Genomic DNA, 23,778 nt, shown 5'->3' with positions numbered 1-23,778 from the left:
TATCAGCCCTTCGAGCCCTTGGCGATCGGCTCCTGATAGGTGAAGCCCATGTCCCAGGGGAAATAGATCCAGGTGTCCTGGGAGACTTCGGTGACGAAGGTATCGATGGTCGGCACGCCCTTCGGCTTGGCGTAGACGCAGGCGAAATGCGCCTTCGGCATCATCTGGCGGACTTCAAGAGCGGTCTTGCCGGTGTCGGTGAGGTCGTCGACCACGAGCACGCCTTCGCCGCCATTCACCAAAAGCTCTGCGGTGATGCCCTTGAGCAGGTTCATTTCGCCCTGGTTCACATAGTCATGGTAGGAGGCGACGCAGACCGTCTCGATCAGGCGGATGTTGAGTTCGCGCGAGATGATCGCCGCGGGCACCAGGCCGCCGCGGGTGATGCAGACGATGGCGCGGAACTCCTGGCCGAGGCCGGCAAGGCGCCAAGCGAGCGCGCGGGCATCGCGGTGAAACTGGTCCCAGGAGACGGGGAAGGCTTTATCGGGAAGAGACATGGGAAGAAGGCTCCGCTGGCTGGATATGTCGTCCGCGCCGGTATGCGGCGCCATGGACCGGATCCCTTGCGGCGGGCCGCCTTTTCGCGGGTCCCGAAACGCGTTTCGCGCGGCAGATACCGCGCGAAGCTCGTCCCCTGGAGGGCTCCAGTCTTTGGCCGTTGCTATTAGCGGGAATCCGAAGCCTCTGGCAAGGCCTGTGTTCCCTCGCTGGTCGCCCTGTCAATCAGCGCGAGAGCAGCGTCAGCGCCGTCATCGAATCGAGCAGCGTGCGGGTGACTCCGCCGAACAGCATTTCCCACCAGCGCTTGTTGCCATAGGCGCCCATGACCAGGAGATCGATGGAGCTGTCCGACAGCCGGTTTTCGATCGCGATCGCCGGATCGAGACCGGTCTTTTCCGACGCGGTCAGCGTGACCTTGATGCCGTGCCGGGCAAGCGAGGCGGCGATCTCGGCACCCGCCATCGGCGCGCTCTGACCGGCATTGTCGCTCGCATCGACGGTGAAGATTTCGACCATCTCGGCGGCTTTGAGGAAGGGTAGCGCATCGAAGGTGGCGCGGGCCGCCTCGCGCGAACCGTTCCAGGCGACCAAAACCCGGCGGATCGGCTTAGGGTCTTTCAGGATATGCGGGATCAGCAGCACCGGGCGTCCGCTTTCGAACAGAAAGCTTTCGAGCTCCGAGCGGGTCTCCGACAGCATGCCGGTTTCGCCTTGGGCGGCGATGACCAGATCGACGCTGCGGGCGCTGTCGATCAGCGAGGCCGAGTTGAAGCCCGAGGATGTGACGAAGCTGCGCCACTCATGGGAGAGCCCCTCGCGGGTGCCGATCTCGCGAAAGATCTTTTCCACGCTTTCGGTCTCCTGATGCGCCATGTCCTGCAAGGCCTGGACTGTTGCGGGATCGGGGATCTCCATCGGGGCCACGAGCGGCACCATGGCGACGGCCTCCGCATGGGCGCCGATCACATGCGCCTGGAACTGGTTGGCGATGGCGACGGTGAAATCCGTCACCTGGCGCGTGGTTTTCGGGGTGTCCAATATGGAAAGAACTGTCCGGTAACCCATGGTCGTCTCCTCTCGCGGCCCTTATTCATCGTCCGCATGAGATAACTATGTGTTCCGGTACGATGTTCCGCCTTGACCTCAGTCAAGTCGGAACACGTTGACGGCTAGGCGACTTCGCCGGTGCCGAGGTCGCGCTTTGCGGCCGCATCCTTTTCCGAACGCAGGGCCGCGATCATCGCCTCGACATCGGCCGCTGCCGCATCGACGACTACCTGGTCGCGGGCGCGGACGATGAGTTCAGTCGAAAAACGAATGCCGTCGAAATGCGGATAAGAGCCGATCGAGGTCTGCGGATGCGCCTTCTGGATCGCGCCGAGCGGCGTTCCGATATCGCCTTCGCCGAAGGGGCAGGGGATGGAGCGCGACAGGACCCGCTGGCCGGCCGGCAGAGTTTCGATCACATGTGCCATCATCGCCTGGAAGACCTGCGGCACGCCGGCCATGACATGCACATTGCCGATGATGAAGCCGGGGGCGGTCGAGACCGGGTTCGGAATATGGCGGCTGCCTTCCGGCATGCGCGCCATCCGCTGGCGGGCCTCGGTGAATTCCAGCCCGCGTCCGGCATACATGTCACCGAGCAGCTTCATGGCGTCAGGGTCGTGCAGGCAGGGAACGCCGAAGGCCTTGGAGACGGCATCGGCGGTGATGTCGTCATGTGTCGGGCCGATGCCGCCTGACGTGAAGACGTAATCATACTTCGTCCTCAGAGCATTCAGCGCCTCGACGATCGCATCCTCTTCGTCGGCGACGATCCGGACCTCCTTCAGATCGATGCCGGCCACCGTCAGCAGATCCGCGAGATGGCCGATATTCTTGTCCTTGGTCCGGCCGGACAGGAGTTCGTCGCCGATGGCGAGCATCGCGGCGGTCTTGATCGTGGAGGTCATGGAAAATCCTATGGAATGGGGCAGGCGCGTGGAGAGATTACCGTTTTGTGTCCGCGAAGAGAAGTAAAGGCCATCATTGATTGAACACTGCGTTCCCACAGGCTTGACTGGTTCCCGACGCGGAATGCGCTACATGGGGGTCATCAATCAGTGCGGCGGGGCCGCATGTTCCAAAGGGAGATACGACATGGCCAAGGTACTGGTTCTCTACTATTCTGCTTACGGTCACATTGAAACCATGGCCTATGCCGTTGCCGAAGGCGCAAAGTCCGCCGGCGCCGAGGTCACCGTCAAGCGTGTTCCGGAACTGGTTTCCGAGGAAGTCGCCAAGGCCTCCTACTACAAGATGGACCAGAAGGCCGAAATCGCTTCGCCTGCCGAACTCGACCAGTATGATGCGATCATCGTCGGCGCCGGCACGCGTTACGGCACGGTTGCCTCGCAGATGCGTAATTTCTGGGATCAGACCGGCGGCCTCTGGGCGCAGGGCAAGCTGACCGGCAAGCTCGGCTCGATGTTCACCTCGACCGCGACCCAGCATGGCGGCCAGGAAACCACCATCATGGGCTTCATCCCGACCTTCCTGCATCACGGCATGCTCTATGCCGGCCTGCCTTACGCTTTCCAGGGCCAGATGGGTGTGAGCGAAGTCATGGGCAACTCGCCCTACGGCGCCTCGACGATCACCGACGGCGACGGCTCGCGTCAGCCCTCCGAGATCGAACTCGAAGGTGCCCGCTACCAGGGCGCCCATGTGGCAAAGCTTGCTGCCAAGCTCGTCTGAGCACTACAGAATTGACGATCGTCAAGGGCGGGGCGCAAGCTCCGCCTTTTTCGTCTCGGCTGTTCTCTCCTGGGCTCGATCGTTAAAATGCGATCTGTTCCTGCAAGTGTCCCTTCAGCCTTCGGGCGCATGCTTTCGGTTGCAAGGACTGAAAGGAATGCAAGCCATGGACCAGGAAGAACGCCGTCGCCAGCCCCGCACGCGGGCACTCAAGGCCGGCCGCGCCATTCTCGCCGGCGGCCACTCGACCTTCGACTGCATGATTCGCAATCTCTCGCCGGTTGGCGCCAAGGTGACCTTCGAATCGACAATCGACATCCCCGCAAGCTTTCGCCTGCGGCTGGAAGACGGCACGACGCATGACTGCGCGGTCAAATGGCGACGTGAGCGCGAGCTCGGCGTGGAATTCCTCGACGCCATCGCGAGTTGAGTGATCGATGACACGGGGCAGGGCTTGGACGGCGCTCCCCGCCCTTGACGCGTCCGCCGAACTGGCCGAAACAAGGCCCGCGCGGACGTGGCGAAACTGGTAGACGCAAGAGACTTAAAATCCACATAACCTTTTGAAATATCTTCGTTTTTTGAGCAAACAGCTTTCGCTGAAGCATCTTAGAACGACCGGAAAAGATCAATTTTGCAAAACATCTGCTCCGGTCCCGCCCTCTATCCGTCTGATTGATTATCGGCTGCACATGCATCCGGGGCCTTATAGCCGCGATCATACACAAACCCGTAGTCTGCGTATTCTTTGCCGAAAGTTGCAGTTCGCAGTTCCGCAGGGCACCGTTTGATCATCGCTAGTTTCTCGTTAATTGCGCCTATACCGATCGGAGGCATGTCGCTCCAAGCCCACATCTCTTTCAGAACAGATTCCGGAAGGTCCACAACGCAGTGTTCTTCTGACGGGGGGTACGCCGTGTTGCTGGAGAAGCAGAAGTGTGCACCACTTACGTTATAATCCCCACCCTCCATTCCGCGAAAATTTACCTTATCAAATTTGGCGTTTGAGAAGTTTATTCCTGCTGCCTGAGTTTCCTTGAAGTCTGTTTCAGTGAACACCGCTCCCTCGGCCACAAGCCCGTCGTAACGGTTTCCCGCCAGTATAAAGTCCTTTGCTCCGGAAATATCGGCATTGTACAACCAGCTGTTCGCGATGATCGTTTCAGAAAACCAAGTATCCTTCATCGTCACATCTATCATCATGGCGCAGTAGATAACGCTCGAAGCAAGGGTTGCTCCAGAAAAGTCCGCGTCGATGATGTCTAGGCGGCCCGTGTCGCAAAGGTCAGGGTTCAACGATATACTGTTGAGACGTGAATGGATATCGTCGACCGATATCTGGGTATCGCTAGCAACTAGCCGCAGGCCGTCGATGTAGGGCGCTCCCTTACACCTACGGACGGGATCGTCTACATATCTCCCACCCATGGATTCGCAATCGATGAGCAGGCCCGAGAGCTTCTCACCTCTCTCGAAGAGCAAGTTCAAGGCTTCGCCTTTTCCCGAATTGCCGGTCGCACGGTTCGCAACCTGAGACCATGCCGCTGCCACTCGCTGATCTTCGTTAGACTGGACTTGGAGGTTGATAGCGGCACTTGATTGAATAATCGCTACAACACCTATCGGTATTGCGACTATATCGACAACAAAAACGAATTCACGGAACTTGGAAAGCCAATTCATTTTAGGTAGAATCGGGATCATGGGTGGTCCTGTTGTTTGTCAGGACCAGATGGTTCAGTATCTCGATCAGAAACGCAATGGCATTTTCACGAATCAAGCGCTGCCGTTTTTCTTACCCTTGAACGCCTGAATAACTTTTGCCTCGTTCTCGACGTGGCGGGTGTAGTGCGCGCCCATGCGCTCGGACTTATCGCCGAGGGCGGCGGCGACCTGACCGGCGTCGGCGCCGGATCTCCGGAGGTCGGCGGCGTAGGTCACTCGCAGGCCGTGGAGCGTCGTCTTGGCGCCGATCAATCCATCCTTCTCAAGCTTGCGCAGGAAGTGGCTGACCTCGGTCTGCATCTGGACTTCATTGTCCCATGGCTGGCCGCTCGCCTTCGTTGCGATGTGCAGCGCCGACCTGGGGCAGGCCTTCAGGTAATCCTGCAGCTCGATCGCCGCCGGCACCCAGAGGATCTCGCCGTTCTTGCGGGTGACGGTGCGGAAGCATTTCCCATAGGACGCGTCGTCCTGATATTCGCGCCAAGTGAGCGTCGCGATCGTCTGACCCCGGAAGCCGGCATAGCGGGCGAGATAGAGGATTCGCTTGATATGGTCAGGGGCGGCGTCGATCGCGGCCTTGACCTCGTCGGCCATCCATTCCCGGTTGGCCTGTTTCGAGGCCTTGTGAGCCTTGTCGAGGCCCTTGGCCGGGTTCATTGCGATCTTCCCGCGGCGCGCGGCCTGGCTGAACATCGAGGAGAGAGCGGCGACCATGTTGTCGGCGAAGCGCGGCCACTTCTCCCGGGCGCAGCGATCGCGGATGTCGTAAATGTCGGCCTGGGTGATTTCGTTGACCGGGTAGTCGAATTCCGGCTTCAGGTATTTGAAAGCGGAGGAATAGCTCTTCTTCGTCGCCTCTGACAGCGTCTGATATTTCGGGCAGTCGGTCTCGTACCATTGCACGATCGAGCCCAGCGTGCCCTCGGGGTAGATACGGGTCAGGTCGCGGATACGGCGGGCGTTATACAGCGCGATCATGTCGGGCATCGCCAGGCGCTTCATCAGCTCGTCGCGCGTGCCGTCGAAGCCGCCGAGAAGCTTCTCCTTGGTGCCACGGATATAGACGTAGAAGCGGCCGCGCGCGCGGACAATGTTAAGCCCTTCGAGCTTCACCTTCACCACCATTCAGTCGATCCCCGAATTTCCGACGGGGCATATTATCCTGCTTGTTCGGATCAAGCGAGAGCATCCATTCGTCGAGGCGTTGGCGAAGATACCGCTCGCCGCGCGCGGAATCGGTGTAGCGCAGCGGCTTGACCGGGCAGACGGCATCAAAGGTGTCGACGCAGATGCCGCAATAGGCAGCTGCCATCTTGCGGTTCATCGCGGCGGGCCAATAGGGCATGTCGGTGGCGGTCATCGCGCCTTTCCTTCCACTTCGAGGTTCATGAGATGCACCGCGAGGCGGGAGGCGTCGAGGCATGGGTTGCCGACTGCGATACGGTCATTTGCTTTCAAAAAGCTCGCGCCGCATTCGAAGTCGGCGCGGGCGTAGTGGGTCACACCGTGCCGCGAGACGAGGTCGAACCCCGGGGCTCGGCAGCAGGGACAGGCTTCGGTTGCGACCAGCTTATCGACGTGAGCTGCAGTCATCTCACCCCACCTCCCTCGGTTGGGGCGATGGGGTGCTCTCGAATGCTGCGTCAATCGCCTGCTGGAGAGCCATAGGCTCAACCGTGCTCATCCGAAGTCGGTCGCCGTAGCGAACCAACGCCACCCGAAGCAGTTCAATTTCATCGTGGGCTTTGCGCAGCGCGAGGTTTTTTCTCGGGGTGTCCTCGCCATCAAAAGCCGACCGGATCTGATCAAGAATGTCAGCCATCGGTCGATCCCTCCGTTGCCTTTTCCCACGCGACGGCGAGCATGTGGGTCTTTCCCATGACCTGAACGGACTTGAGGTAGCGGCGTCCGTTGCAGATGATGACGTAATCGTTGCTGACGATCTTCTCTTCGAAGACCTTGCCGGTTTCCGGGTCCGACACCGTCACCTTAACTGGTCCTGTGCCGTGATCAGCCATTGTCCTTGCCCTCCGTGGTGGCGAGGGCGGCGTCCAGAATGCCGACCATACGGCGCAGGCCGTCCATCTCATGGCTAACTCCGACAACGCGACCGTCTGTGCCATAGTCAGCGGATAGCAGCGCTCTCGCGTCTTTCAGCGCCTTTTCAAGTGTCGCCACATTCGGTTGGGGCGATGGGGTGTCGAGATAGCGATGGCGCAGTTCTTCGACGCTCTCGCCAAGATGCAGATTCCACATCAAGGCTATGCGTTCGGCTGCTTCCTCGACCTCGTCGTAACTGAGCTTGTAGGAGTAGGTCGTCGTGGCCAGCCCAATATCGTCATTGAGAAGGCGCACGGATCGGAAGCCGTCATAGGTGGCCCGCTGGCTGTGGAGCGGCATGGGTTCACCGTAGGTACGTGTCTTGCGGTTATCGGTCATGCTGCAGCCCTCCAGACGATCGGCATCTGATCGCGTGGAATGCGGTGCTTACCGCGCGCCAAGGGATGCTTAGGTGCGCCGCTCTGGGTATTGCCAAGGCATATCAGTTCGACGCCGGCGCAGTTGACGCGCTCGGCGAAGAACATTGCCTTTTCGTGGCCGCCGTTTCCCCAGGCTGCGAGCAGCTTGCCGCCGTTCTCCTTGGCGTATTTGACCGCCGCGAACGTGTACTTCTCGTTCATGGGGCCGATAGCATCCGCGCCCTTGGAGAACATCTCGGCGGGGCTGGATGACCTGAAGGCGTAGAGGTTGACGATTAGCAGACCACCGTAACCCCAAAGCTTGCCGAAATGGATGAGCGTAAGAACCGTTGGGTCATTGATCGAACTGTCGGCGGTGCTGGGATTGAGCATGCAAACGACCAGCATCGGCTTGCCGGTGTCCCAGATCCGGCGCAGCTCGTAGCGATAAAAGGTGCAGTCTGAAATCACCGCCTCTTTCAGCATGAACGGCGCGTCGAGGACGGCGTTTTGGAATAGATCAACGTTCATTGCCCGAGCCCTCCGTGGTGGCGGCATACGAAGCCTTCGCGGCCTCGTAGCCTGCATTGTGTTGGCGAGCCGCGTCGATCCGGCTGCCAGCGCCTGGTCCGAGGTACTGGCACTCGTCGCATTCGACGTGCTGCCACCCGTGCTCGTATTTGTAGATGGGGAGATCAGTTTCGCCGCACTTCGGGCACGGCTTCAGCTTCTGCATGGTAGCCATCACTTGCCCTCCGTGGTGGCGAGGGCGGCGCGAGCCGCTTCTATGTGCTGGCCGTAGTCGTCAGGGTGACCATCACCGACGGGGCAAACAAGCAACTGCAAGAACATCCGATGTTGCTGCGTAGCGCTCAGGACGCTGGAAAATTTCGCGAATGGCTGTAGCGCCTTCCGCATCTTCTCGTGCTGGCTCTTCAATAAATCGATGCTTTCCCATGCGGCGAACGGATCTTCCGGCCCGCCCGTGTCGCCGGCAATCTTGATCATCTCGCAGGCGAGCGCGGTGACCTGTTCCGAAGTCGTGTTGCCGGTGCCCTTACAAACGCCGCACAGCATCGACGGATAGCCAACGGGGCAATCCTCGTCCTGCTCGATCAGCGTGCATGGGCATGCCACATGTTTCTCGGGCGCTGGTGCGCTCGGATGATCGAGCACGGCATTCACGCCGGCCACCATGTTGGCCACGGCATCCTCCTGGACCTCGCCGACTGCAAAGCGCAGGCTCTCGCGGATGTTCGCCTCAAGGCGTCTCTGAAACTCGGTCATGGCTTTTTCCCTTCAGACATCAGGGCTTTGATGATGCGCTTGGCAGCCCCTTCGCTCGGGGCCTGTGCCACCGGTCGCTTCACGATCTCGAAGATCGTCCACATGCCCTTGTCGCCAGAGAACAGGGCCACGTCATAGGTCCGTTCTTCCATCGATAGCAGGCGCTCGTTTTGCCGTGGTCCGTCAGTCATCGGTCGAGCCCTCCGTGGTGGCGAGGGCGGCGCGGCGTTCGACCTCGGCGGCAATCTTCGCCTCTGCCGCCTCCCGTGTCGGCTCGTCAGCTTCAAACTGATCGTCGCTGTCGGAGTCTTCCGCCGCTTCGAGGAAGCCGTAGTAGCGAGTTTCCACCACGCCGCCGCGCGAATAGCCAAACACTTCACCCGGCTTCACGTCGTGGTTCTCGGCGATCTGCCAGGGCCCGTCCGCGCATGCATTCGACGATGTATCGTCCTCCGGCCAATACCAATCGCAGCCAGCGAGCATCTTCCGCAGCCGATCGTTCTCTGCCTTAAGGCCGTCGATGACGTTTTTCTGCGCTGCCAAGAGGCTTTGCGAGTGCGCGTCGAGCGCCGCCACATGTGATGAGGGTGGTGGGGTCTCTGGCTTTCGGCCACGAGCCTCCTGCCACTCCCGGACGGCTTCCGGTCCCTTGTCAAAGACCTCGTCGGGCGTGGCAAAGTCCAGGCCGTCTGGGCTGCGACCGAGGACGGGATCGACGAGCGGGATGTTCTGCCATAGAGCCTCGTTCCAGTAGTGCCAGCCAGCGTTGATGACCTCGTCCTGGTATCCTTGGCCAACGCGCGCTAGGCATTCCGTGCGGATCTCGACTTCAAGAAAGCCGCTTTTGTGCAGGCACTTCACGACTGCGGATTCAAACTTGTCACGCTGCTGGCGCCCGGGCTCCATGATCGCGCGGGCGCGGAAGGTGTCGGCCTTGCTGCCGGGCATTTCCTCGCCGGTATCCAGGTCAACGACGGGTGATCCTTCCAGGCACTCGGCGTGGCAAGCGCCCATCTCGATGTCCGAAGCGCAGAGATCGTCCGGCAGCAAAGGCTTGTCGCAGATCGGGCATTTCAGCAGTTCGGTCATCTTGCTCTCTCCTTGAAGCTCTTCAGAAGGCTCTGCCAGCGGGCGGCGGCTTCCGGGTTTTCGTCCAGTTCGGCGCGGCTTTTCACCCGCAGCATGTTGCGGACGTGGGTCGCGATGCGGTTGGCGTCGGCTATGTCGGCGCCGTGGATATCGCGCAGCCATTGCTGGAAATCGGCGCGGCCGCAGTAGGTGCCGCATTGCTGAACGTGGCTGAACTTCTTCGCGTCCGGATCCGGCTCGCCCTTCAGGCGGCGGATCTCGGCTTCCAGCTGGTAGATGATCCACCTCTGCCGACGGCCGGCGGCGACCAAGGCATGGAGCATCTGTGCGCCTCTGATCAGGAACTCGATGTCGGCATAGCCGGCGTCGTCGGTGAGGATCGCTAGCGGCCTCGCCATGGGGCCGGTGTCGCCCTCGATGTAGATCTCGCGGCGCTGTTCCTCGGCATTGTAGAAGTGCGTCCAAGCCGGGGGCAAAAGCGGCACCAGGTCGCCCGCCAAAGCGACGAGACCCTTTTCCGAATCCGTCAGGCGGCGCGGCGGTGGATCTTGCTCAGGTCGGCGGGTGTGCTGGTTCAAGCCGTCACCTCGTCGATGTTCTTGCGTTCGACGGTGAAGGTGTAGGCGACGACCCATGGGTTCGCGTCCCAAGCGCCGGGGCCGTTGATAGTTTCCCAAAGCCAAGCATACCAGCCGATCGGGTAGGCATCTCGAATTTCGGCTACACCGGACTTGGCCCTGTTTTCTGGCGCGGGCCATCCTTCAGCGTCAGCATCATTCTCGATGATCTCCTGCAGGCGCTCGACGCGAACCTCGGTAACCGTCAAGGTCAGGCGGCTGGCCCAGCGCGGCATGTGGATGGAGGGGCGATATCCCAGGCCGCACAGGTCATGCTCAGGGTGAAAGTCTGCTGCATAATTCGCCTGCCGCCCATCGATATGGGTCCTCTCTCTGACCCAGAGCCTATCGCCAGCCTTGATGAGCTGGCCGGCGGCGACGTCGGCCGGGGTCCCCTGTATGAAGTCCCGGCCGTGGTCCCAGATCATAAGACCCGCGCTGTTGAGCGTCGGTTGAGGCTTTAGGATGCGCCGGGTTTGCGTCTTTCTGCCGTCCAGCAATGCGCGGACCATGACGGCGGAGAACAGGATGGGGCGGTCAGCCATTGCCGTTGCCTCTCTGATACAGCCATTCCTCAAGCGCGAGCCTGAGCGTGCAATCGGCCGGGTGGGTTCTCAAGTGCATGAGCTTCAGGCAGAGACGGACGGCGAAAGACAAGGTGCGGCCATCGGTCAGGCCACCAAGCTTGCGCGCGCCTGATACCGCGTTGCAGATGCCGCCCTGGATGTCGTCGCTGGCTAGGCCTACCAAGCGCTCCGCCTCTTGCAGTGCTTCGAGGGTCTCGAAATGAGGCTGGGGCTGGCCGACGGGCTTGGGCCTGTAGGCGTCGAGGTTGACGATCACCGAGGGTCGAAAGTTCATGCGTCACCGCCGATCTGCTGCGCTTCCGCCTGCGCCTTCCAGCGCTTAGTCTTGCCGATGATTGCGCCGGGGAAATTCGCGAGGATGCCGGCGACGGCGTCCTTTGGCGTTTCGGCGTCGATCCGCTTGCTATCGGCCGTGCCATCGACGCGGGTGAAATGGACGTTGAAGGTGAGCATGGGTTTCCCTCAGAATGGCGGATGGCTTGACGGCTGGACGGACGACATCAACACCATCGCGGCAAGCATCCAGACGCAGCCGCAGCCGATCAGCATCAGGACAAAGGCCGCCGCACGGGTGAGACGGGAATGCTTGGTGAGGCGGCTCATCGCTCAGACCCTTGCTGCATCGGCGAGCTGCTGCTCGATGGCGGGCAGGCGGATGGCTGCGGCGGTGATGGTCAGGATGGCGAGCGCTGCCAGAAAGGTGGCAGCCGCAAAGCCGATCATCGTCGCGCGGGCATGCTCCGTGCGCGTCGGGCGCGAGGCGGCGAGCCGGATGGAGAGCGGCGTGCGCGCATAGGCCAGATGCGTATCAAGATCCGGCGGTGGGTGCTGGATCACGGGCTCGATGTGATATTCGGAGCCGGGGCGAGCGAGCGACCAGTCGTAGGGGTCGCGGGGCTCGTGTCGGGTCGGTTCGAAATCGTCGAGGGAGATGGAGCCTTCGACGGCGTGCATGCGGCGCTGCAGGCTCACGTCGTCGGTGCGGGTGATGGCGGGCAGGGTGAGTGCGCGCATGGTCACACCTGCTTGACGAAGTTGCGGCGGGCGGCTTCGAGCGCCTGGTCGCGGTATCGGGTCGCTATCGACAGCGGGATGTTGCGCGCGGTCAGTTCTTCCTCGGTCACCGGCTCGCCCGATCCCTGCAATTCGCAGATGATATCGGCCAAACGGCCAACGGCGATATGCCGGCAGGAGGGGCGCGGGGCAGGCGGTGGGGTAGTCGTTGCGAACTCGATCATGGGGACCTCCTGGCCTCCCGCCTGACCGCCGTCGCCGGTGCCCTGGGGGTGTGGGCACCGGCGACGGTCTTGCGGTCATCCGCAGATGGGAGGAGGAGTGCTGCGGATGAGCGTATCAATAGTGGGATTATTCCCACCCGTCAACATGAATAATGGGTAATTTCCCATTTACGCGAACTGCGCCATTGTGCGAACTTGGTGCTGCACAACGTCGAGTGGCAGGGCAGGGGACTATGAGAAGCATTTTGGGATTGCTGGCAGGGGTGCTTGCTGCGGGCCCCGCGTTCGCGGGCTTTGGTCAATGGAGCGTCGACATCAAGGACGATCCATTCGACAAAAAAGGCCGGCTGGTCATTGCCATAATGGACAGCCGAGAAACGGGCGTTCTCATCATGTGCGAACAGGATAGCGGCAAGATCATTCTGCGCCGTGCCAGCATGTTTCCCTATGATCAAGCGTCTCCGCCAGCGGAAGTCGTGACGGTTCGGCTGATCGTCGACGAGGGCGAAGAGCATCTTGGCTTTGGTGCGACAACGATGCTTGGAACCGGAAATATCGGCGTGGATATGGAGCGGGAAGCCGACTCAGCGCGCCGACTGCTGACCGAACTGCGGGAAGGCAAGAAGGCGCTTTATCTCAAGATCGGCGAAGCCGAGGCCGAGGCTTTCAAGCTTCGCGGCTCGACGAAAGTAGCCGAGCAGGCGCTGGATTATTGTTTCTGATTACTTCCGAGCGATATGACCGCAGATGCGGCCGATGATCGTCAGTTGTTCCAGATCGGCCGTAAATGTCTCCAGCGCCGGATTGTCGGAGATGATGCGGACCTGCGTCGGATTGGAAAAGGGAACGCGCTGCAGCCTCTTGATCTGTGGCTCGGAGAATCCGTCGCTGATTGCGTAGACGGTATCAGAGGCAAAGGTGTTCTGCTGCAGGTCGATAAGGACGCGATCGCCTGGCTGGTAAGTTGGTGTCATCGAGTCTCCGATAACCTCCATGATGATGGTGTGGCCGGGCGAGGCCTTGATTTCATCACGGAGATAGTTCTGCGGCATGAGCCATTCCGCCACTATCCGATGTCCCGACACGACGCCATTCTGTACCGGCAGATTGATCATCTCACCGACGGTGCCCTGGCCTGCGCCAAGGCGCCCATCCAGTTCAGGTAGAGCGCCTGCAATGGCAGGCTGCCACCCTTCGCGCGAGTAGGCTACATCATGATATCCGTCGTGTTCAACCATTGCGTCGGGGTCGAATGAAGAGACCAGACTTTTGCGGGTCTCCGGCCCGGCCACGCGGAGCTCGTTTCGCGCGAGCGCATCCGGATCAAGGCTGAGTGCCCTCGCGAGTTCCGCAACCTTGTCGCTTCGGACGGATTTCTTCCGGCCCTCGACGATGTCGCGGATGAATGTTCGCTCGATGCCGGCCTGGGTTGCTGCCTCGACAGCTCCAATGTCCAGTTGCTCAAGCCTTGTAGTTACGATGTCTTTCAGAGTCGCCATAGGTGACATTGTAGGAAAAATCCTATCGAGTGGGGAAATCGGAAATTTCCCATTGAAAGATGGGAAAATTCCCATTATGAGAAGCTTATGGAAAAGGCTCTCGCTTCACATCTGCTGCAGCTCGTTGGCGCTTACAGCGCTGCCTGCCAATTGAACGAATCCACCGTCGGCCGCTTCTGCGCGGCAGATGGTCGGTTTTTCTCGCGGATTCGCGAGGGCAAGACTTTCACCGTCAAGAAATACGACGAGGTAGTTGTGTGGTTTGCCGTCAATTGGCCGGCTGAACTGTGCTGGCCTCAGGGCATCGACCGCCCCGTTATTCATCAGGAGGCTGCCGAATGAGCGCCCGCCTCTCACCCCTCGGGCATTTGCCCGTCGCCTGCCTGGGGGCCATGCCCCTTCCAATCCATGGCGCCCTGGCAGGCGAAACCGTCCGGCTTCGTGGAGAGGTCGGCTGCAAGGCTGTTGCGGGCGTGGACAGCCGCCGCCATCGGACGAACCACACCCGCAGCAGCTTTTCTCGTTTCCCCACGCGCCTGATTGACCTCGGTGCGTCGCCTGCCCGGAGCGCGCCTGTCGCTGCTCCGGGCCTTTCTCTTCCAGTTCGATGCGCCCTTGGGAGGGTATCGAAGATGCGCCGTTCGGCGCAGGGCGGGCCGGGGTCCGGATGCTTTCTCCTTTCGGCATCCGGACTTCCCGCGCCTGTTTTTTTAGATCCCAGCCGCGCGACCGTACCCGCGCTGGCTGGTTGTGGCGGATGGGCGGGCCGTGTTTGCGCGGTTGCGCCGCTCGCCCGTCTTGCCGTCTCGTTACCGCTGTCATGCGGACCTCCATGCGTTGTTTCGTAGCGCAGCCTTAAGGGCTGCGCGGCGTCCCATCACCGAATGATTTTTTGCCTTTGATTCCTTGACGAACCGGGGAGCGATTTCGTGCGCGTTATTTCCGAGAGAGACCTGAAGAAGCTGAAGGCTGCGACGCGGCTATCGGTCGATGGCGCCGGCGGCTCGGAAGAGTTTCAGAAGGCGACCCGCGTTCGTCAGGGGCAGCTGTCGAAATATGGCCTGGCCGGCGACGAGCACATGGAAACCTTCGTGCCGATCGACGTCGCTGTCGAGGCCGATCTCGAAGCCGGATCGCCGATCATCACCGAAATGATGGCCAAGTTGCAGGGCTATCGTCTGGTGCGCGACGAGGCGGAGGAGCCGGAAGCGGGGCTGACGCATCGCGACATTTCGGCCCTCAATGCCGAGGTCGGGGATGTGTCGCGGCTGGCGATCGAAGCGCTCGATGACGGCAAGATCGATGCGCGCGAAAAGCGCGACCTGATGCGCGAGCTGGCGGATCTCAAGGCGCAGATCGCCGTCATCGAGGGCAAGCTCGGGGACGGCGCATGACCAGCCTGCCTGCCGGATGGACCGAAGATGATTTTGCCAGACTGAAACGGCTTTGGGATGAGGGCGCAAAGACGATCGTCATCGCGGCGGAACTCGGCATGACCGAGGGCCGGGTGACCGGCGTGATTGAGCGACAACGCGACCTCTTCGGCAATCGCGACCGGCGTGCGCGTGCAAGGCGGCGCGGAAAGGCACTGGCGGCACTCTGGCTGCAGCGGCGGGCGGAGATCCTGGCAGAGGGGGGCCGGCCATGAGCGGCACGCTGGTTTGCCTGATCGAAAACATACAGACGCGGCAGACATGCCCGGCCTGTGACGGGCCTCGCCAGGCACACACGCTGCCGACGCAATGGCACGAGACGCGGGCGATCTTCGCCTGCGGTGCCGTCTTCATCGCACGCGGCGAGGAGATCGAGGTGGAGCGACCCTGCGGCGACCGCTCCAAGCTCTGTGCCGAACTCTGGACGATTCAGGCGAAGGGGCAGGGCGGGGCATGAACGATCTCGCCACTCTCGAATCCTCCGAACTGGTGACCACGATCAAGCGGGCGCAGGCGCTGCTCGCCGACGGTGATGCGCATGCGGCGCTGATGCTGGCCTCGGGCGCGTATGACCAGGCCAAGGCGGCAGGCGGCTATGCCGAGCGCGTCAAGGCAAGCCGTACGCTCGTCGACAAGGCAAGGCGGCTGCAGGCAGATGCGCTTAGGATTGAGGCGCTATCCTATTGCGCCATGGCGGATGCTGTCGACGAGGCTCAGGAGAAGGGTGCGATCTCGCGCGGCGGGCGTCCAAAAACCGTCGACGGCGACGACAGTTTTACCCTGGTCGATGTTGGCATCGATCGCGACCACCTCTACCAGGCCCGCAAGCTGCGGAACGCCGAAAAGGCCAATCCGGGGTTCGTCGACGACGTCATCGAGGCGCGTCTCTCTGAGGGGCTGGAGCCGAGCCGCGCGAGCCTGAAGAAGGCGGCGGGACATGCGGTTGGGACCAAGACCGCGACGAAGGACGAGCGTGGCGACGATCTATACGAGACGCCAATCGAGGCGGTGCGGGCGCTGCTGGCGCTGGAAAGTTTCGTCAGCCATGTCTGGGAGCCGAGCGTGGGGCGAGGGGCTATCCTCCGGCCACTGGAAGCGGCTGGGTACGACGTGCGGATCTCCGACGCAGTCGAGCGCGGCATCAGCACGCAGGACGGGGAAGTCCAGGGGGTCGGTGATTTTCTGCAGATGCGCGCGGACGAGGATTTTGCCGCAGGCATGCGCTCAAGCCCCGACATCATCACCAATCCACCATACGGGATCGCAAACGCCTATATCGCCCATGCCCTGAGCGAGTTTCGCCCGGGCAAGATGGCGATGTTGCTCAACCTGAACTTCCTTGCCGGCTTCGACGATCCGGATCGCTGCTTCTGCATGGATGAGAACCCGCCGAGCCGGATCTACGTCTTCACCCGCCGCCTGCCGATGATGCATCGCGACGGCTGGGAGGGAAACAAGGCTTCGAGCCAGATGAACACGGGCTGGTTCGTATGGGAGCGCGAGCTGGGCGGCACGCGCTATGACCACGAGGGTTATCCCGAAATTATCCGCATCGACTGGCAAGCCTTGCAGTCTGCCGACCCCTTGCCGCCGGGCGAGGGCGGGCATGTCTCTCCGCTCAAGATCCGCCCGGACGAAGACTTCACCCGCGAGACACCACGCAAGACGCTCGACGAGCGCGTCGACGAGGAGCGCGTTCGGGCGCTGATCTGGATCGCAGAGCAGGACGGTTTCACGAGCGCCTCGATGCGCCGCGGCCTGGGCCTGCGCAGCTCTACTGTCGATGCGCTGATCGCGGAATTCGGCGAGCGGGGCTACATCGCGCAATTCGATGATGTCTGGCGGATCACCGGTGATGGCTGGGCTGCACTCAGGGCCTGCGCCGGCGCGGTTGCGATCGATGCGCTGGACGTGGAAAAGGCAGTAGCTGCATGACCCGCATTAGATCAGGAATATACCGGGCCCAACCTGTGTGTGATTTGCTGAGCAAGTTGTGTGCGGTGGCCGCGCAAGAGCGTAGAGTGCTATCGCTGGAGATTGTACTCGTTTGGATAGCGCGCAGCAGCCACCTTGAAGCTGAGGCTGCAAACTTCTTCGTTGGGTATTTGCTGCTCAACGTTGATCATAACCTCAGTCACACCCCGCACAAACCGCAACTGCGAGGTGGCTGCGAAGTATTCCTCGAGCTTGGCAACTCTTGGTCTCTTGGGTCTTTTTTTGGGGTCGCATATTCTGAAGTCTTGCATTTCGATCTCGGAGAGCCTGCGAACCGACTTCCCGTCCGACAAACGCGGCGGATTGTCAGCCCAAAACCAATTTCTCGCGTCCCGGCGATCTCGAGGATTCTGCGGATCCATATGCGGGAAAAAGATGGACGTATTGTTGCCGGAGTTCACCAGAATCGCGCCACTGAGGTTGCAACTTGTCAGCGTAAAACGCCGAACCGTCGCCCGATCTTCCTCGTTTCCCCACTCCTCGAATACAAGGGAACCGGTCAGATCGCAGCGGCTGAAATGAGCTTGGTCGGGAAGTCCGCCAATGAGCGCGTTTTCGAAACTCGACGTTTCGACCCGGGTTCCGGAAAAAATGTCTCCACTTATCCTATTTCCGGAGAAGCTAGAGTCCTCGATTGTTGCGCCGGCGAACGTTCTGATGTCTGCGGAATAAGCAGCGTCGGCGTCAGCGGAATACTCTTGCTCTCCCTCGAGTTGAAGCGGACCCAGAATGTTGAAGGTGTAGGGTACGAACTCACCCCCTTCGAGATGCCGCAGATACTCTTCGGCAAACCGCCTAGTCCTCCCGGTAGACAGTTCAATATCGGAGAAAATGGGGGGCGCGACACACCGTTTTTCTACGCTGTCCCAACGCCCGCGCAACTCGCAGGAAAGGTCCAGAGAGCCGGGCAGCGCATCGCCTTGGGCAAGGACCATCAGCGCCCGTCCCTTGCCAATGTTTCCGTCAGCGGGCATCAGGAGCCGGGAAAAGGCTCGTTCATGCCGTTCCTCCTTCCGTACCTGTCGTTCTTCCCGACGGTCAGAGAGGTCCTCGAGCACTTGAATGGTCGTGAAGACGATAGAAAGCGCTGTGCCAAAAGCGACAATCCATGCAGCCAGATGGCCTGTAGCACTGTCTTGGATGGCCCGGATGAACGGTTTCGCCTTGTCGTCGAGCGAGCTTATTCGTTTCCAGATGGTTGTCACGTTCGGATCCGGTTAGTTGAACGTTTACAGAATGTTGCGCCTTTCCAATCTTTGCAAGTGGTATTTCTTGAGGCGCTCCAGCATGGCTATGGTAAGTCCAGCGTGAAGCCGGAAAGTGTGTCCGCATGACGCCGCGTCTGTCCATCATTCCCGGCTGGGTGATCCTGCATTCTGCCCTTAGGGGGAAGGATCTGCAGGTACTCTGCACGCTCGGCCTCAATGCCAACCGGCGACATGGCTGGACCAGGCGCAGCCAGGTGAAGATTGCCGAGCAGCTCGGCTGCGCACGGTCGACCGTGCAGGCCTCGATCGCGCGGCTGGTCGAGATCGGGGCCGTGGAACGTCGGGAGGTCATCAGCGACAACGGTCGCGACAGCGCGCACTGGTATCGCGTCGTTTACGACGCTCCGCCGCCTGAAGGCTATGATTTCGATGCATATCTCGACGATGAAGACAAGGAATACGGTCCTATCGGGGAGGCTTCGGAGATCGACCCCCCTGCCGGTGTACCGGCACCCCCTGCCGGTCCAGAGTCGGCACCCCCTGCCGATCCTAGACCGGCACCTATGTTAAATACCTCTTGCTTAACTCCTCCTGCAGAACAAGCGAGAGAGCGCGCGACGCGCGAGCTTTCGGGAGAGGAGAAGAGGAAGATCGAGCGCAGCTTCCGTAAATGGTGGCCGATGTGGCCGACGATGATCTCGGACGGCGAGGGCAACGCTCGGCAGGCGTGGTTTGCGCTCAGCGACGAGGAACGCGAGGCCTGCCTTGCCAAGACGCCGGCCTATGTGGCTGCCGTGAAGGGGCTCGGACGCACGAAGTTCTGCGCTGCCAGCACCTATCTCGCCGATCGGATGTGGGAACGGCTGGACGATCCCAAGTCGGATGTCGCTCCGCCTTCGCTGTTCAATCCGTTCTCCCGTGCTTGGATGGCCTTGAGGCTGTCCGAGCTGAGCAAGCCGATGCGCCGGGAAGGCTGGCCGGCTCTCAGCCAGTTCCAGACGGCGCAATCTCGCGATGCCGACATGGCTCGGCAGATCCAGCGGGAGCGCATGGCGCGCTATGGCTGGCCGAAGGTGACCGACATGCACGAGAAAGCGGGCAGGCGGGTCGGATCGCTCGTGCCGGGGCCGCTTGTCGGGATCTCGGAGGGCTTCGTGAAGATGCATCGCGACAGCGACGAGCTTGCTGCCTGGAAGGCGATGCACGAGCGCATGGGCTGGCCATGGCTGCCGGAGCCCACGCCCGAATGGCTGTGGCTGCCGGAAGGCGAAACAGAAGCGGCGATGGCGGAGCTGCAGGCGAAACTGAACGAGGCGACAGGCAGAGGGATCAGCGATGATGCAGCATAGGGACACGGCCTTCAAAAACGGGACGATCATCATCAGCGATCGTGCTGTTGCGAAGAGGGAAGCGGCGATCCGCGATCGCCGAATCGGCGAGCGTTGCATCGCTGCTGCAGCCAATCATGCGGCGGATGATTCGCCGTGGTTCGCTCTCAAGGTGATGCCGGGGCGAGAACTGGCTGTGGAAAACGATCTGAAGCAACATGGCATCGAATGCCTGGTGCCGATGCGAAAGGGGCGTGAGATCCGTCGCCGTGGGCGTCTGGTGCTGCCGACGATCCCGGTCATGATCGGCTACGTGCTGGTGCGCTTTGAGCCTTCTGTCGATGCTTTCCTCGGTGTCTGCGGGCTGGAATTCGTCGATCGCGTCGTTGGTGGAATGGTTTCACCTCGTTCGATAACTCATTCGGAAGTAAAGCAATTCGAGGAGCGATCGCGCAATGGCTGGTTTGACTGGTCACGACGGTCGCCTGAGCTGAAGCTGCATGCGAAGGTGAAGGTCACGCATGGGCCATTCAAGGGAGCCGAGGGGAAGATCGTGAGTGCGCGAGGCGACGGGCTGGGTGATGCGGTGGTCGAGTTCTTCTCAGAGTTCAACGTGCCGCCTGCATTGCTGCCGCTTGCCATCCTCGAAAAACTGTGAGAGTCATCCGTCCATTGGATGAGCTGATGATCCAGCTAGTGAGCCTCTGAGAACGCCTAGAAAGCGGGGAGCAATCCCGAGGTCGGTACACCGGTCAGCCCCAGCCTTGACTGTCCCAGATGCGGACATCGATTCAAGGCCAGTGCGAAAGCTATTCGAACTCGATCAGGTCATCGTAGCGGTTACGAATATCGAAGGTCTTAGGTTGAAGTCTTCGTTCAGGTGGCAAAAACGGATCGAGCTCTCGTTGCACTAATCTCGGGTCCTTGAACGTAGTTCTAAAGTCATCCAAGCCAAGTTGTTCGCTCGCAAATGTCACTGCGCCATGAACTTGACCTAGAATCAATTCGATAGATTCAACGGTGGTTGCATAGCCGTTGACCAACGAAATGCCGACAACAGCAGCCTGAAGAAATTTTCCCTCAATGATCAGCTGTCCATCTTGATAGCGAATCGATCCGTCAACGACATGTCCGTCAACGAGGCGCACCGACGATCCGAACTTTTGGTTAAGGACGTCGTTGATTCGCCGAACAATCGCCCGAGTCATAATGATAGGCGGATGCCAATCATACTTAGGCTCGAACAGCCTGGTGACATCTGGCAAGTCCAGACGCGCGTGCTGTATATAAAAACTGGAGTCGCCAACCGCTAAGAACCCAAGTGGTTTTCGATCGATAATGTAGGCCATCGTGCACTCCTTTTGCTTGAATTCACTAACTCGCGCACAGTTAAGAATAGGTGCTCAGTGAAGAGATCAGCAAAATGCCCGAGGCGGCCCTTGAGGTCTCTAAAGCACAGGCTCTCTCTTCTTAAGCCCCGCCTTGAGACGTCATCCGTCGACGAAGAAACTCGGCTAAGACTTAGAGATCAGCAGGTGCCGTGGCGCAGCTGGTACGGCACTGAGCGCTGGAAGAAGCTGAGGCGACAAGTCTGGGCTCGCGATCACTATCGCTGCCAGAAGACGGGCGTGCTCTGCATCGGCAAGTATCCCTCCGACAATAGCCCAGTGGCCGACCACAAGATCCCCCATCGTGGCGACCCTGTCCTGTTCTGGGATCTTGAGAACATCGAGACGGTCAGCAAAGCCTACCACGATAGCGAAAAGCAGAAGCAAGAGCGGGCCGGCCTCCGGTAGGGGGGAGGGTCGAAAGTTCAGAGACCCTTGGTTTCCCCACCCGCGCCCCTCTCATTCGGAGATTTTATTTTCGTGAGCACGAACTTTGACCTGCTCGGCGATCCGATTCCAGACGGTTGGGGAAAGCGCGGGCGACCGCCGCATGTTGCCACTGAGAAAAACCGCAACAAAGTCATGCTGTTGCTAGCCATGGGCTGGACCAACTCGCGCATTGCAAGCGCGCTCGGCATCACTCAGCCGACTTTGCGGAAGAATTATTTTCAGGAGCTGAGAAGCCGAGACCTGGCGCGCGACAGACTTGAAGCGGCTCGCCTCGATCTTGCTTGGGATCTCGCAAAGGCTGGCAACGTCGGCGCCATGCGTGAATTCGCCAAGCTGATGGAGCGTAACGATCGGATGGAGTTGGAGAGAGAGCTGGCGACGGCTCCTAAACGCGATGAGAAGGCGGCACCAGCAGAGCGGGTCGGCAAGAAGGTTATGGATGAGATGCGGGCACTCGACGCTGATGCCTCGCTGATGTCTGAGCTGGAGTTGGAAGCAAAGCAGAATGCACACCACTGAGGATCAGCCTCGGTTTGCCTGCCCGGACTGGTGGGAGAAGCTTCAGGCTTGCGAGACGCCAATGGCGGATGTCCCGCTCAATCGGGAAAAGGCCGCCAAGGCTCTCGCCTTCTTCAATCGCCTGCGGTTGCCGGACGTTCCGGGCAATCCGACGCTGGCTGAGGCCTGCGGTGACTGGTTCCGCGACATCCTGTGTGCGTTCCTCGCCAGCGAAGATCCCGACACGAAGCAGCGGTTGGTCTGGGAACTCCTCTGCATGGTTCCGAAGAAGAACTCAAAGACCACCTATGTGGCGGCGCTGGGCTTAACCGCGCTTTTCATGGAAGAAGCGCCGAACCGGCAGATGCTGATTGTCGCGCCCAGCCAGAACATCTCTGAGCGGTGCTTCGGTCAAGCCCAGTTGATGGTCCAGAGCGACCACAAGCTGGCCGAGATTTTCAAGGTTCAGGAGCACCTGAAGTGCATCACCCGCCGCAAGACGGGCACTCAGTTGGACGTTAAGACCTTCGACACGTCGATCGTGACCGGTGAAATCCCGATCCTCACGATCATCGACGAGCTGCACGAGCTGGGGAAGGCGGCAAAGGCTACCAGGGTTATGCAGCAGATCCGGGGCGGCGGGATCACCAAGCAGCGCGGCCAGGTGCTGATGATCACGACGCAGTCCGATGAGGCGCCGGCGGGGATCTGGCGAACCGAACTGGACAAGGCCCGCGCCATCAGGGACGGCAAGGCCGGCGCATCGCCAATCATGCTACCGGTGCTCTACGAGTTCCCGCGTGAGCAACAGGTCAATCAGGACTATTGGCGCGACCAGCAGAACTGGAAGTGCATTCTTCCGAACCTGGGGCGCTCGATCGATCCGCAAGCCTTGATCGACGACTACGAGAACAACGGCAAGGTCAACAAAGAGACCGAGCAGATCTGGGCAAGCCAGCATCTAAACATCGAGATTGGCGTCGGCCTCGGCGGTGACGGTTGGTCGGGCGCTCTTCACTGGTCGTCCTGCATCGATGGAAGCCTGACCGGACTTGATGCGCTATTGGCACGGTCGGAGGTCTGTACCATCGGGATCGACTGGGGCGGTGCGGACGACCTGGCCGCGCTCTACGTGATCGGGCGCGAGAAGCGCACCAAGCGGTGGCTTGGTTGGGGGCGCGCATGGGGCCGGAACACCGTATTCGAGCAGCGCAAGTCGATCGCCTCTCGGCTCAGGGAGTTCGAGCAGGCTGGTGACCTGGTTGTGTCCGCCACAGGTGAAGAGCAGGCCGCATCTGCCGCCGAGATCTGCAAGCGTGTAGCGGACTCCGGTCTACTTCCCGAGCAGGCTGGCATAGGTCTCGATAGTGCTGGTATCGCCTTGCTGCTCGACGCCCTCGAGGAGTTAAAGCTTGAGCAGCCATTGGTTCAGGCGGTGGCTCAGGGCTGGAAGCTGCAGACGGCTATCTCGTCGGTCCCTCTGAAGCTTGAGGATTCGCGCTTCTTGCATGGCGATCAGTCCATCATGTCCTGGTCTGTGGGCAACGCCAAACAGGAACTCAAGGGCAGTAACTACGTGGTGACGAAACAGATCTCGGGTGCCGCCAAGATCGACATGCTCATGGCGCTCTTCAACGCCGCCATGCTGATGTTTCAGAACCCTGAGGCCAAACAAGAGGCCGCTTACCAGATGCTGGTGTTCGGCTAAGTCATCCACATCCATCTAAGAATTGG

39 protein-coding genes are annotated in these 23,778 nt (G+C 60.6%); 13 read left to right on the top strand and 26 right to left on the bottom strand.

The window, feature by feature from the left end:
- Positions 1–2 precede the first annotated feature (2 nt).
- The 3 genes from gpt to E9677_RS12760 all read right to left on the bottom strand — a co-directional run bounded on the left by gpt (position 3) and on the right by E9677_RS12760 (position 2,459).
- Positions 3–500, bottom strand: coding sequence for a xanthine phosphoribosyltransferase (gene gpt, locus E9677_RS12770; protein ID WP_112247723.1), 498 nt, complete (start codon positions 498–500; stop codon positions 3–5).
- A gap of 226 nt (positions 501–726) precedes the next feature.
- Positions 727–1,569: a universal stress protein gene (locus tag E9677_RS12765; protein WP_136558481.1), complete on the bottom strand. Its 843-nt coding sequence runs from the start codon at positions 1,567–1,569 to the stop codon at positions 727–729.
- A gap of 104 nt (positions 1,570–1,673) precedes the next feature.
- On the bottom strand, positions 1,674–2,459 hold the full coding sequence (locus E9677_RS12760) for a competence/damage-inducible protein A (RefSeq protein WP_136558480.1): 786 nt from the start codon (positions 2,457–2,459) through the stop codon (positions 1,674–1,676).
- Positions 2,460–2,646: 187 nt separating this feature from the next.
- Between E9677_RS12760 and wrbA the strand changes: the two genes are divergently transcribed.
- On the top strand, positions 2,647–3,243 hold the full coding sequence (gene wrbA / locus E9677_RS12755) for an NAD(P)H:quinone oxidoreductase (protein ID WP_136558479.1): 597 nt from the start codon (positions 2,647–2,649) through the stop codon (positions 3,241–3,243).
- A gap of 166 nt (positions 3,244–3,409) precedes the next feature.
- The gene (locus E9677_RS12750) at positions 3,410–3,673 is read left to right on the top strand and encodes a PilZ domain-containing protein (RefSeq protein ID WP_136558478.1); all 264 of its coding nucleotides are present in this window, start codon (positions 3,410–3,412) and stop codon (positions 3,671–3,673) included.
- 233 nt (positions 3,674–3,906) lie between these two features.
- Here E9677_RS12750 and E9677_RS12745 read toward each other — a convergent pair whose 3' ends face one another.
- The 19 genes from E9677_RS12745 to E9677_RS12660 form a co-directional block, all read right to left on the bottom strand.
- Positions 3,907–4,947 carry a pentapeptide repeat-containing protein gene (locus tag E9677_RS12745; protein ID WP_136558477.1) on the bottom strand — a complete coding sequence of 347 codons (1,041 nt, stop codon included), beginning with the start codon at positions 4,945–4,947 and terminating at the stop codon, positions 3,907–3,909.
- Positions 4,948–5,019: 72 nt separating this feature from the next.
- The gene (locus E9677_RS12740) at positions 5,020–6,093 is read right to left on the bottom strand and encodes a tyrosine-type recombinase/integrase (RefSeq protein ID WP_136558476.1); all 1,074 of its coding nucleotides are present in this window, start codon (positions 6,091–6,093) and stop codon (positions 5,020–5,022) included.
- The gene (locus E9677_RS12735) at positions 6,062–6,328 is read right to left on the bottom strand and encodes a hypothetical protein (protein WP_136558475.1); all 267 of its coding nucleotides are present in this window, start codon (positions 6,326–6,328) and stop codon (positions 6,062–6,064) included. The genes E9677_RS12740 and E9677_RS12735 overlap by 32 nt, the downstream gene beginning before the upstream one ends.
- Complete coding sequence (locus E9677_RS12730; RefSeq protein ID WP_136558474.1) at positions 6,325–6,561, bottom strand: hypothetical protein; 237 nt, start codon at positions 6,559–6,561, stop codon at positions 6,325–6,327. The genes E9677_RS12735 and E9677_RS12730 overlap by 4 nt, the downstream gene beginning before the upstream one ends.
- A 1-nt stretch (position 6,562) precedes the next feature.
- Complete coding sequence (locus E9677_RS12725) at positions 6,563–6,790, bottom strand: hypothetical protein (protein WP_136558473.1); 228 nt, start codon at positions 6,788–6,790, stop codon at positions 6,563–6,565.
- Positions 6,783–6,986 carry a hypothetical protein gene (locus E9677_RS12720; protein ID WP_136558472.1) on the bottom strand — a complete coding sequence of 68 codons (204 nt, stop codon included), beginning with the start codon at positions 6,984–6,986 and terminating at the stop codon, positions 6,783–6,785. The genes E9677_RS12725 and E9677_RS12720 overlap by 8 nt, the downstream gene beginning before the upstream one ends.
- Positions 6,979–7,407 (bottom strand): hypothetical protein, encoded by a 429-nt coding sequence (locus E9677_RS12715; protein WP_136558471.1) that lies wholly within the window; start codon positions 7,405–7,407, stop codon positions 6,979–6,981. The genes E9677_RS12720 and E9677_RS12715 overlap by 8 nt, the downstream gene beginning before the upstream one ends.
- The gene (locus E9677_RS12710) at positions 7,404–7,958 is read right to left on the bottom strand and encodes a DUF1643 domain-containing protein (protein ID WP_136558470.1); all 555 of its coding nucleotides are present in this window, start codon (positions 7,956–7,958) and stop codon (positions 7,404–7,406) included. Before E9677_RS12710 ends, E9677_RS12715 begins: the two co-directional genes overlap by 4 nt.
- Positions 7,948–8,172 carry a Lar family restriction alleviation protein gene (locus E9677_RS12705; RefSeq protein ID WP_136558469.1) on the bottom strand — a complete coding sequence of 75 codons (225 nt, stop codon included), beginning with the start codon at positions 8,170–8,172 and terminating at the stop codon, positions 7,948–7,950. The genes E9677_RS12710 and E9677_RS12705 overlap by 11 nt, the downstream gene beginning before the upstream one ends.
- Complete coding sequence (locus E9677_RS12700) at positions 8,172–8,714, bottom strand: hypothetical protein (RefSeq protein ID WP_136558468.1); 543 nt, start codon at positions 8,712–8,714, stop codon at positions 8,172–8,174. The genes E9677_RS12705 and E9677_RS12700 overlap by 1 nt, the downstream gene beginning before the upstream one ends.
- Positions 8,711–8,905 (bottom strand): hypothetical protein, encoded by a 195-nt coding sequence (locus tag E9677_RS12695; protein WP_136558467.1) that lies wholly within the window; start codon positions 8,903–8,905, stop codon positions 8,711–8,713. The genes E9677_RS12700 and E9677_RS12695 overlap by 4 nt, the downstream gene beginning before the upstream one ends.
- The gene (locus E9677_RS12690; protein WP_136558466.1) at positions 8,898–9,803 is read right to left on the bottom strand and encodes a hypothetical protein; all 906 of its coding nucleotides are present in this window, start codon (positions 9,801–9,803) and stop codon (positions 8,898–8,900) included. The genes E9677_RS12695 and E9677_RS12690 overlap by 8 nt, the downstream gene beginning before the upstream one ends.
- Complete coding sequence (locus E9677_RS12685) at positions 9,800–10,381, bottom strand: hypothetical protein (protein ID WP_136558465.1); 582 nt, start codon at positions 10,379–10,381, stop codon at positions 9,800–9,802. Before E9677_RS12685 ends, E9677_RS12690 begins: the two co-directional genes overlap by 4 nt.
- Entirely contained in the window at positions 10,378–10,965 is a 588-nt protein-coding gene (locus E9677_RS12680; RefSeq protein WP_136558464.1) for a hypothetical protein, read from the bottom strand. Before E9677_RS12680 ends, E9677_RS12685 begins: the two co-directional genes overlap by 4 nt.
- Positions 10,958–11,281 (bottom strand): hypothetical protein, encoded by a 324-nt coding sequence (locus E9677_RS12675; RefSeq protein ID WP_136558463.1) that lies wholly within the window; start codon positions 11,279–11,281, stop codon positions 10,958–10,960. The genes E9677_RS12680 and E9677_RS12675 overlap by 8 nt, the downstream gene beginning before the upstream one ends.
- Complete coding sequence (locus E9677_RS12670) at positions 11,278–11,460, bottom strand: hypothetical protein (RefSeq protein WP_136558462.1); 183 nt, start codon at positions 11,458–11,460, stop codon at positions 11,278–11,280. The genes E9677_RS12675 and E9677_RS12670 overlap by 4 nt, the downstream gene beginning before the upstream one ends.
- A 9-nt stretch (positions 11,461–11,469) precedes the next feature.
- The gene (locus E9677_RS25185; RefSeq protein ID WP_168801202.1) at positions 11,470–11,610 is read right to left on the bottom strand and encodes a hypothetical protein; all 141 of its coding nucleotides are present in this window, start codon (positions 11,608–11,610) and stop codon (positions 11,470–11,472) included.
- A 3-nt stretch (positions 11,611–11,613) separates the two neighbouring features.
- Positions 11,614–12,021, bottom strand: a complete 408-nt coding sequence (locus E9677_RS12665; RefSeq protein ID WP_136558461.1) for a hypothetical protein — start codon at positions 12,019–12,021, stop codon at positions 11,614–11,616.
- A 2-nt stretch (positions 12,022–12,023) separates the two neighbouring features.
- Positions 12,024–12,245, bottom strand: a complete 222-nt coding sequence (locus E9677_RS12660; RefSeq protein ID WP_136558460.1) for a hypothetical protein — start codon at positions 12,243–12,245, stop codon at positions 12,024–12,026.
- 233 nt (positions 12,246–12,478) lie between these two features.
- Between E9677_RS12660 and E9677_RS12655 the strand changes: the two genes are divergently transcribed.
- Positions 12,479–12,967 (top strand): hypothetical protein, encoded by a 489-nt coding sequence (locus E9677_RS12655; RefSeq protein ID WP_136558459.1) that lies wholly within the window; start codon positions 12,479–12,481, stop codon positions 12,965–12,967.
- Here the strand turns inward: E9677_RS12655 and E9677_RS12650 are convergent, their stop codons facing one another.
- Positions 12,968–13,819 carry a S24 family peptidase gene (locus E9677_RS12650; protein ID WP_235882943.1) on the bottom strand — a complete coding sequence of 284 codons (852 nt, stop codon included), beginning with the start codon at positions 13,817–13,819 and terminating at the stop codon, positions 12,968–12,970.
- A 12-nt stretch (positions 13,820–13,831) separates the two neighbouring features.
- Here E9677_RS12650 and E9677_RS12645 point away from each other — a divergent pair, with 12 nt between their 5' ends.
- Positions 13,832–14,086: a hypothetical protein gene (locus E9677_RS12645; RefSeq protein WP_205910138.1), complete on the top strand. Its 255-nt coding sequence runs from the start codon at positions 13,832–13,834 to the stop codon at positions 14,084–14,086.
- An 11-nt stretch (positions 14,087–14,097) separates the two neighbouring features.
- Here the strand turns inward: E9677_RS12645 and E9677_RS25180 are convergent, their stop codons facing one another.
- A complete protein-coding gene (locus E9677_RS25180; protein WP_168801201.1) occupies positions 14,098–14,235 on the bottom strand; it encodes a hypothetical protein in 138 nt (45 codons plus the stop codon).
- 438 nt (positions 14,236–14,673) lie between these two features.
- On the opposite strand from E9677_RS25180, the gene E9677_RS12640 reads away from it, so the two are divergent.
- From E9677_RS12640 to E9677_RS12625, 4 genes are read left to right on the top strand one after another with little or no spacing between them, the layout of a single operon-like run.
- Positions 14,674–15,138, top strand: coding sequence for a phage regulatory CII family protein (locus E9677_RS12640; RefSeq protein ID WP_136558458.1), 465 nt, complete (start codon positions 14,674–14,676; stop codon positions 15,136–15,138).
- Positions 15,135–15,392, top strand: coding sequence for a hypothetical protein (locus E9677_RS12635; RefSeq protein WP_136558457.1), 258 nt, complete (start codon positions 15,135–15,137; stop codon positions 15,390–15,392). Before E9677_RS12640 ends, E9677_RS12635 begins: the two co-directional genes overlap by 4 nt.
- Positions 15,389–15,634 (top strand): hypothetical protein, encoded by a 246-nt coding sequence (locus E9677_RS12630; protein WP_136558456.1) that lies wholly within the window; start codon positions 15,389–15,391, stop codon positions 15,632–15,634. The genes E9677_RS12635 and E9677_RS12630 overlap by 4 nt, the downstream gene beginning before the upstream one ends.
- Positions 15,631–17,112, top strand: coding sequence for a hypothetical protein (locus E9677_RS12625; RefSeq protein ID WP_136558455.1), 1,482 nt, complete (start codon positions 15,631–15,633; stop codon positions 17,110–17,112). The genes E9677_RS12630 and E9677_RS12625 overlap by 4 nt, the downstream gene beginning before the upstream one ends.
- 89 nt (positions 17,113–17,201) lie before the next feature.
- On the opposite strand, the gene E9677_RS12620 is transcribed toward E9677_RS12625, so the two are convergent.
- Entirely contained in the window at positions 17,202–18,377 is a 1,176-nt protein-coding gene (locus tag E9677_RS12620) for a pentapeptide repeat-containing protein (RefSeq protein ID WP_136558454.1), read from the bottom strand.
- A 125-nt stretch (positions 18,378–18,502) separates the two neighbouring features.
- Between E9677_RS12620 and E9677_RS12615 the strand changes: the two genes are divergently transcribed.
- Together E9677_RS12615 and nusG are read left to right on the top strand one after the other, a co-directional pair.
- Complete coding sequence (locus E9677_RS12615; RefSeq protein ID WP_136558453.1) at positions 18,503–19,729, top strand: hypothetical protein; 1,227 nt, start codon at positions 18,503–18,505, stop codon at positions 19,727–19,729.
- Positions 19,716–20,366 (top strand): transcription termination/antitermination protein NusG, encoded by a 651-nt coding sequence (gene nusG, locus E9677_RS12610; RefSeq protein ID WP_136558452.1) that lies wholly within the window; start codon positions 19,716–19,718, stop codon positions 20,364–20,366. Before E9677_RS12615 ends, nusG begins: the two co-directional genes overlap by 14 nt.
- 151 nt (positions 20,367–20,517) lie before the next feature.
- Here nusG and E9677_RS12605 read toward each other — a convergent pair whose 3' ends face one another.
- The gene (locus tag E9677_RS12605; protein WP_136558451.1) at positions 20,518–21,057 is read right to left on the bottom strand and encodes a hypothetical protein; all 540 of its coding nucleotides are present in this window, start codon (positions 21,055–21,057) and stop codon (positions 20,518–20,520) included.
- Between the two features lie 186 nt (positions 21,058–21,243).
- Between E9677_RS12605 and E9677_RS12600 the strand changes: the two genes are divergently transcribed.
- From E9677_RS12600 to E9677_RS12590, 3 genes are all read left to right on the top strand, one after another.
- A complete protein-coding gene (locus tag E9677_RS12600; RefSeq protein ID WP_235882942.1) occupies positions 21,244–21,504 on the top strand; it encodes an HNH endonuclease in 261 nt (86 codons plus the stop codon).
- Positions 21,505–21,576: 72 nt separating this feature from the next.
- Positions 21,577–22,065, top strand: a complete 489-nt coding sequence (locus tag E9677_RS12595) for a helix-turn-helix domain-containing protein (protein ID WP_136558449.1) — start codon at positions 21,577–21,579, stop codon at positions 22,063–22,065.
- Entirely contained in the window at positions 22,052–23,752 is a 1,701-nt protein-coding gene (locus E9677_RS12590) for a terminase large subunit domain-containing protein (protein ID WP_136558448.1), read from the top strand. The genes E9677_RS12595 and E9677_RS12590 overlap by 14 nt, the downstream gene beginning before the upstream one ends.
- Positions 23,753–23,778: the final 26 nt, after the last annotated feature.

This window comes from Peteryoungia rhizophila, from assembly GCF_004912145.1.
In the GTDB taxonomy this organism is placed as follows: Bacteria; Pseudomonadota; Alphaproteobacteria; order Rhizobiales; family Rhizobiaceae; genus Allorhizobium; species Allorhizobium rhizophilum.
Note: the sequence above shows the minus strand (reverse complement) of the source record. Positions and strands in the feature narration are given on the sequence as shown.

What these genes read in the sequence shown, in the direction of transcription:
- gpt (WP_112247723.1), bottom strand. Translation starts at nt 500, where the DNA reads ATGTCTCTTCCCGATAAAGCCTTCCCCGTCTCCTGGGACCAGTTTCAC.
- E9677_RS12765 (WP_136558481.1), bottom strand. Translation starts at nt 1,569, where the DNA reads ATGGGTTACCGGACAGTTCTTTCCATATTGGACACCCCGAAAACCACG.
- E9677_RS12760 (WP_136558480.1), bottom strand. Translation starts at nt 2,459, where the DNA reads ATGACCTCCACGATCAAGACCGCCGCGATGCTCGCCATCGGCGACGAA.
- wrbA (WP_136558479.1), top strand. Translation starts at nt 2,647, where the DNA reads ATGGCCAAGGTACTGGTTCTCTACTATTCTGCTTACGGTCACATTGAA.
- E9677_RS12750 (WP_136558478.1), top strand. Translation starts at nt 3,410, where the DNA reads ATGGACCAGGAAGAACGCCGTCGCCAGCCCCGCACGCGGGCACTCAAG.
- E9677_RS12745 (WP_136558477.1), bottom strand. Translation starts at nt 4,947, where the DNA reads ATGATCCCGATTCTACCTAAAATGAATTGGCTTTCCAAGTTCCGTGAA.
- E9677_RS12740 (WP_136558476.1), bottom strand. Translation starts at nt 6,093, where the DNA reads ATGGTGGTGAAGGTGAAGCTCGAAGGGCTTAACATTGTCCGCGCGCGC.
- E9677_RS12735 (WP_136558475.1), bottom strand. Translation starts at nt 6,328, where the DNA reads ATGACCGCCACCGACATGCCCTATTGGCCCGCCGCGATGAACCGCAAG.
- E9677_RS12730 (WP_136558474.1), bottom strand. Translation starts at nt 6,561, where the DNA reads ATGACTGCAGCTCACGTCGATAAGCTGGTCGCAACCGAAGCCTGTCCC.
- E9677_RS12725 (WP_136558473.1), bottom strand. Translation starts at nt 6,790, where the DNA reads ATGGCTGACATTCTTGATCAGATCCGGTCGGCTTTTGATGGCGAGGAC.
- E9677_RS12720 (WP_136558472.1), bottom strand. Translation starts at nt 6,986, where the DNA reads ATGGCTGATCACGGCACAGGACCAGTTAAGGTGACGGTGTCGGACCCG.
- E9677_RS12715 (WP_136558471.1), bottom strand. Translation starts at nt 7,407, where the DNA reads ATGACCGATAACCGCAAGACACGTACCTACGGTGAACCCATGCCGCTC.
- E9677_RS12710 (WP_136558470.1), bottom strand. Translation starts at nt 7,958, where the DNA reads ATGAACGTTGATCTATTCCAAAACGCCGTCCTCGACGCGCCGTTCATG.
- E9677_RS12705 (WP_136558469.1), bottom strand. Translation starts at nt 8,172, where the DNA reads ATGGCTACCATGCAGAAGCTGAAGCCGTGCCCGAAGTGCGGCGAAACT.
- E9677_RS12700 (WP_136558468.1), bottom strand. Translation starts at nt 8,714, where the DNA reads ATGACCGAGTTTCAGAGACGCCTTGAGGCGAACATCCGCGAGAGCCTG.
- E9677_RS12695 (WP_136558467.1), bottom strand. Translation starts at nt 8,905, where the DNA reads ATGACTGACGGACCACGGCAAAACGAGCGCCTGCTATCGATGGAAGAA.
- E9677_RS12690 (WP_136558466.1), bottom strand. Translation starts at nt 9,803, where the DNA reads ATGACCGAACTGCTGAAATGCCCGATCTGCGACAAGCCTTTGCTGCCG.
- E9677_RS12680 (WP_136558464.1), bottom strand. Translation starts at nt 10,965, where the DNA reads ATGGCTGACCGCCCCATCCTGTTCTCCGCCGTCATGGTCCGCGCATTG.
- E9677_RS12675 (WP_136558463.1), bottom strand. Translation starts at nt 11,281, where the DNA reads ATGAACTTTCGACCCTCGGTGATCGTCAACCTCGACGCCTACAGGCCC.
- E9677_RS12670 (WP_136558462.1), bottom strand. Translation starts at nt 11,460, where the DNA reads ATGCTCACCTTCAACGTCCATTTCACCCGCGTCGATGGCACGGCCGAT.
- E9677_RS25185 (WP_168801202.1), bottom strand. Translation starts at nt 11,610, where the DNA reads ATGAGCCGCCTCACCAAGCATTCCCGTCTCACCCGTGCGGCGGCCTTT.
- E9677_RS12665 (WP_136558461.1), bottom strand. Translation starts at nt 12,021, where the DNA reads ATGCGCGCACTCACCCTGCCCGCCATCACCCGCACCGACGACGTGAGC.
- E9677_RS12660 (WP_136558460.1), bottom strand. Translation starts at nt 12,245, where the DNA reads ATGATCGAGTTCGCAACGACTACCCCACCGCCTGCCCCGCGCCCCTCC.
- E9677_RS12655 (WP_136558459.1), top strand. Translation starts at nt 12,479, where the DNA reads ATGAGAAGCATTTTGGGATTGCTGGCAGGGGTGCTTGCTGCGGGCCCC.
- E9677_RS12650 (WP_235882943.1), bottom strand. Translation starts at nt 13,819, where the DNA reads ATGGGAATTTTCCCATCTTTCAATGGGAAATTTCCGATTTCCCCACTC.
- E9677_RS12645 (WP_205910138.1), top strand. Translation starts at nt 13,832, where the DNA reads ATGGAAAAGGCTCTCGCTTCACATCTGCTGCAGCTCGTTGGCGCTTAC.
- E9677_RS25180 (WP_168801201.1), bottom strand. Translation starts at nt 14,235, where the DNA reads ATGGCGGCGGCTGTCCACGCCCGCAACAGCCTTGCAGCCGACCTCTCC.
- E9677_RS12635 (WP_136558457.1), top strand. Translation starts at nt 15,135, where the DNA reads ATGACCAGCCTGCCTGCCGGATGGACCGAAGATGATTTTGCCAGACTG.
- E9677_RS12630 (WP_136558456.1), top strand. Translation starts at nt 15,389, where the DNA reads ATGAGCGGCACGCTGGTTTGCCTGATCGAAAACATACAGACGCGGCAG.
- E9677_RS12625 (WP_136558455.1), top strand. Translation starts at nt 15,631, where the DNA reads ATGAACGATCTCGCCACTCTCGAATCCTCCGAACTGGTGACCACGATC.
- E9677_RS12615 (WP_136558453.1), top strand. Translation starts at nt 18,503, where the DNA reads ATGACGCCGCGTCTGTCCATCATTCCCGGCTGGGTGATCCTGCATTCT.
- nusG (WP_136558452.1), top strand. Translation starts at nt 19,716, where the DNA reads ATGATGCAGCATAGGGACACGGCCTTCAAAAACGGGACGATCATCATC.
- E9677_RS12605 (WP_136558451.1), bottom strand. Translation starts at nt 21,057, where the DNA reads ATGGCCTACATTATCGATCGAAAACCACTTGGGTTCTTAGCGGTTGGC.
- E9677_RS12590 (WP_136558448.1), top strand. Translation starts at nt 22,052, where the DNA reads ATGCACACCACTGAGGATCAGCCTCGGTTTGCCTGCCCGGACTGGTGG.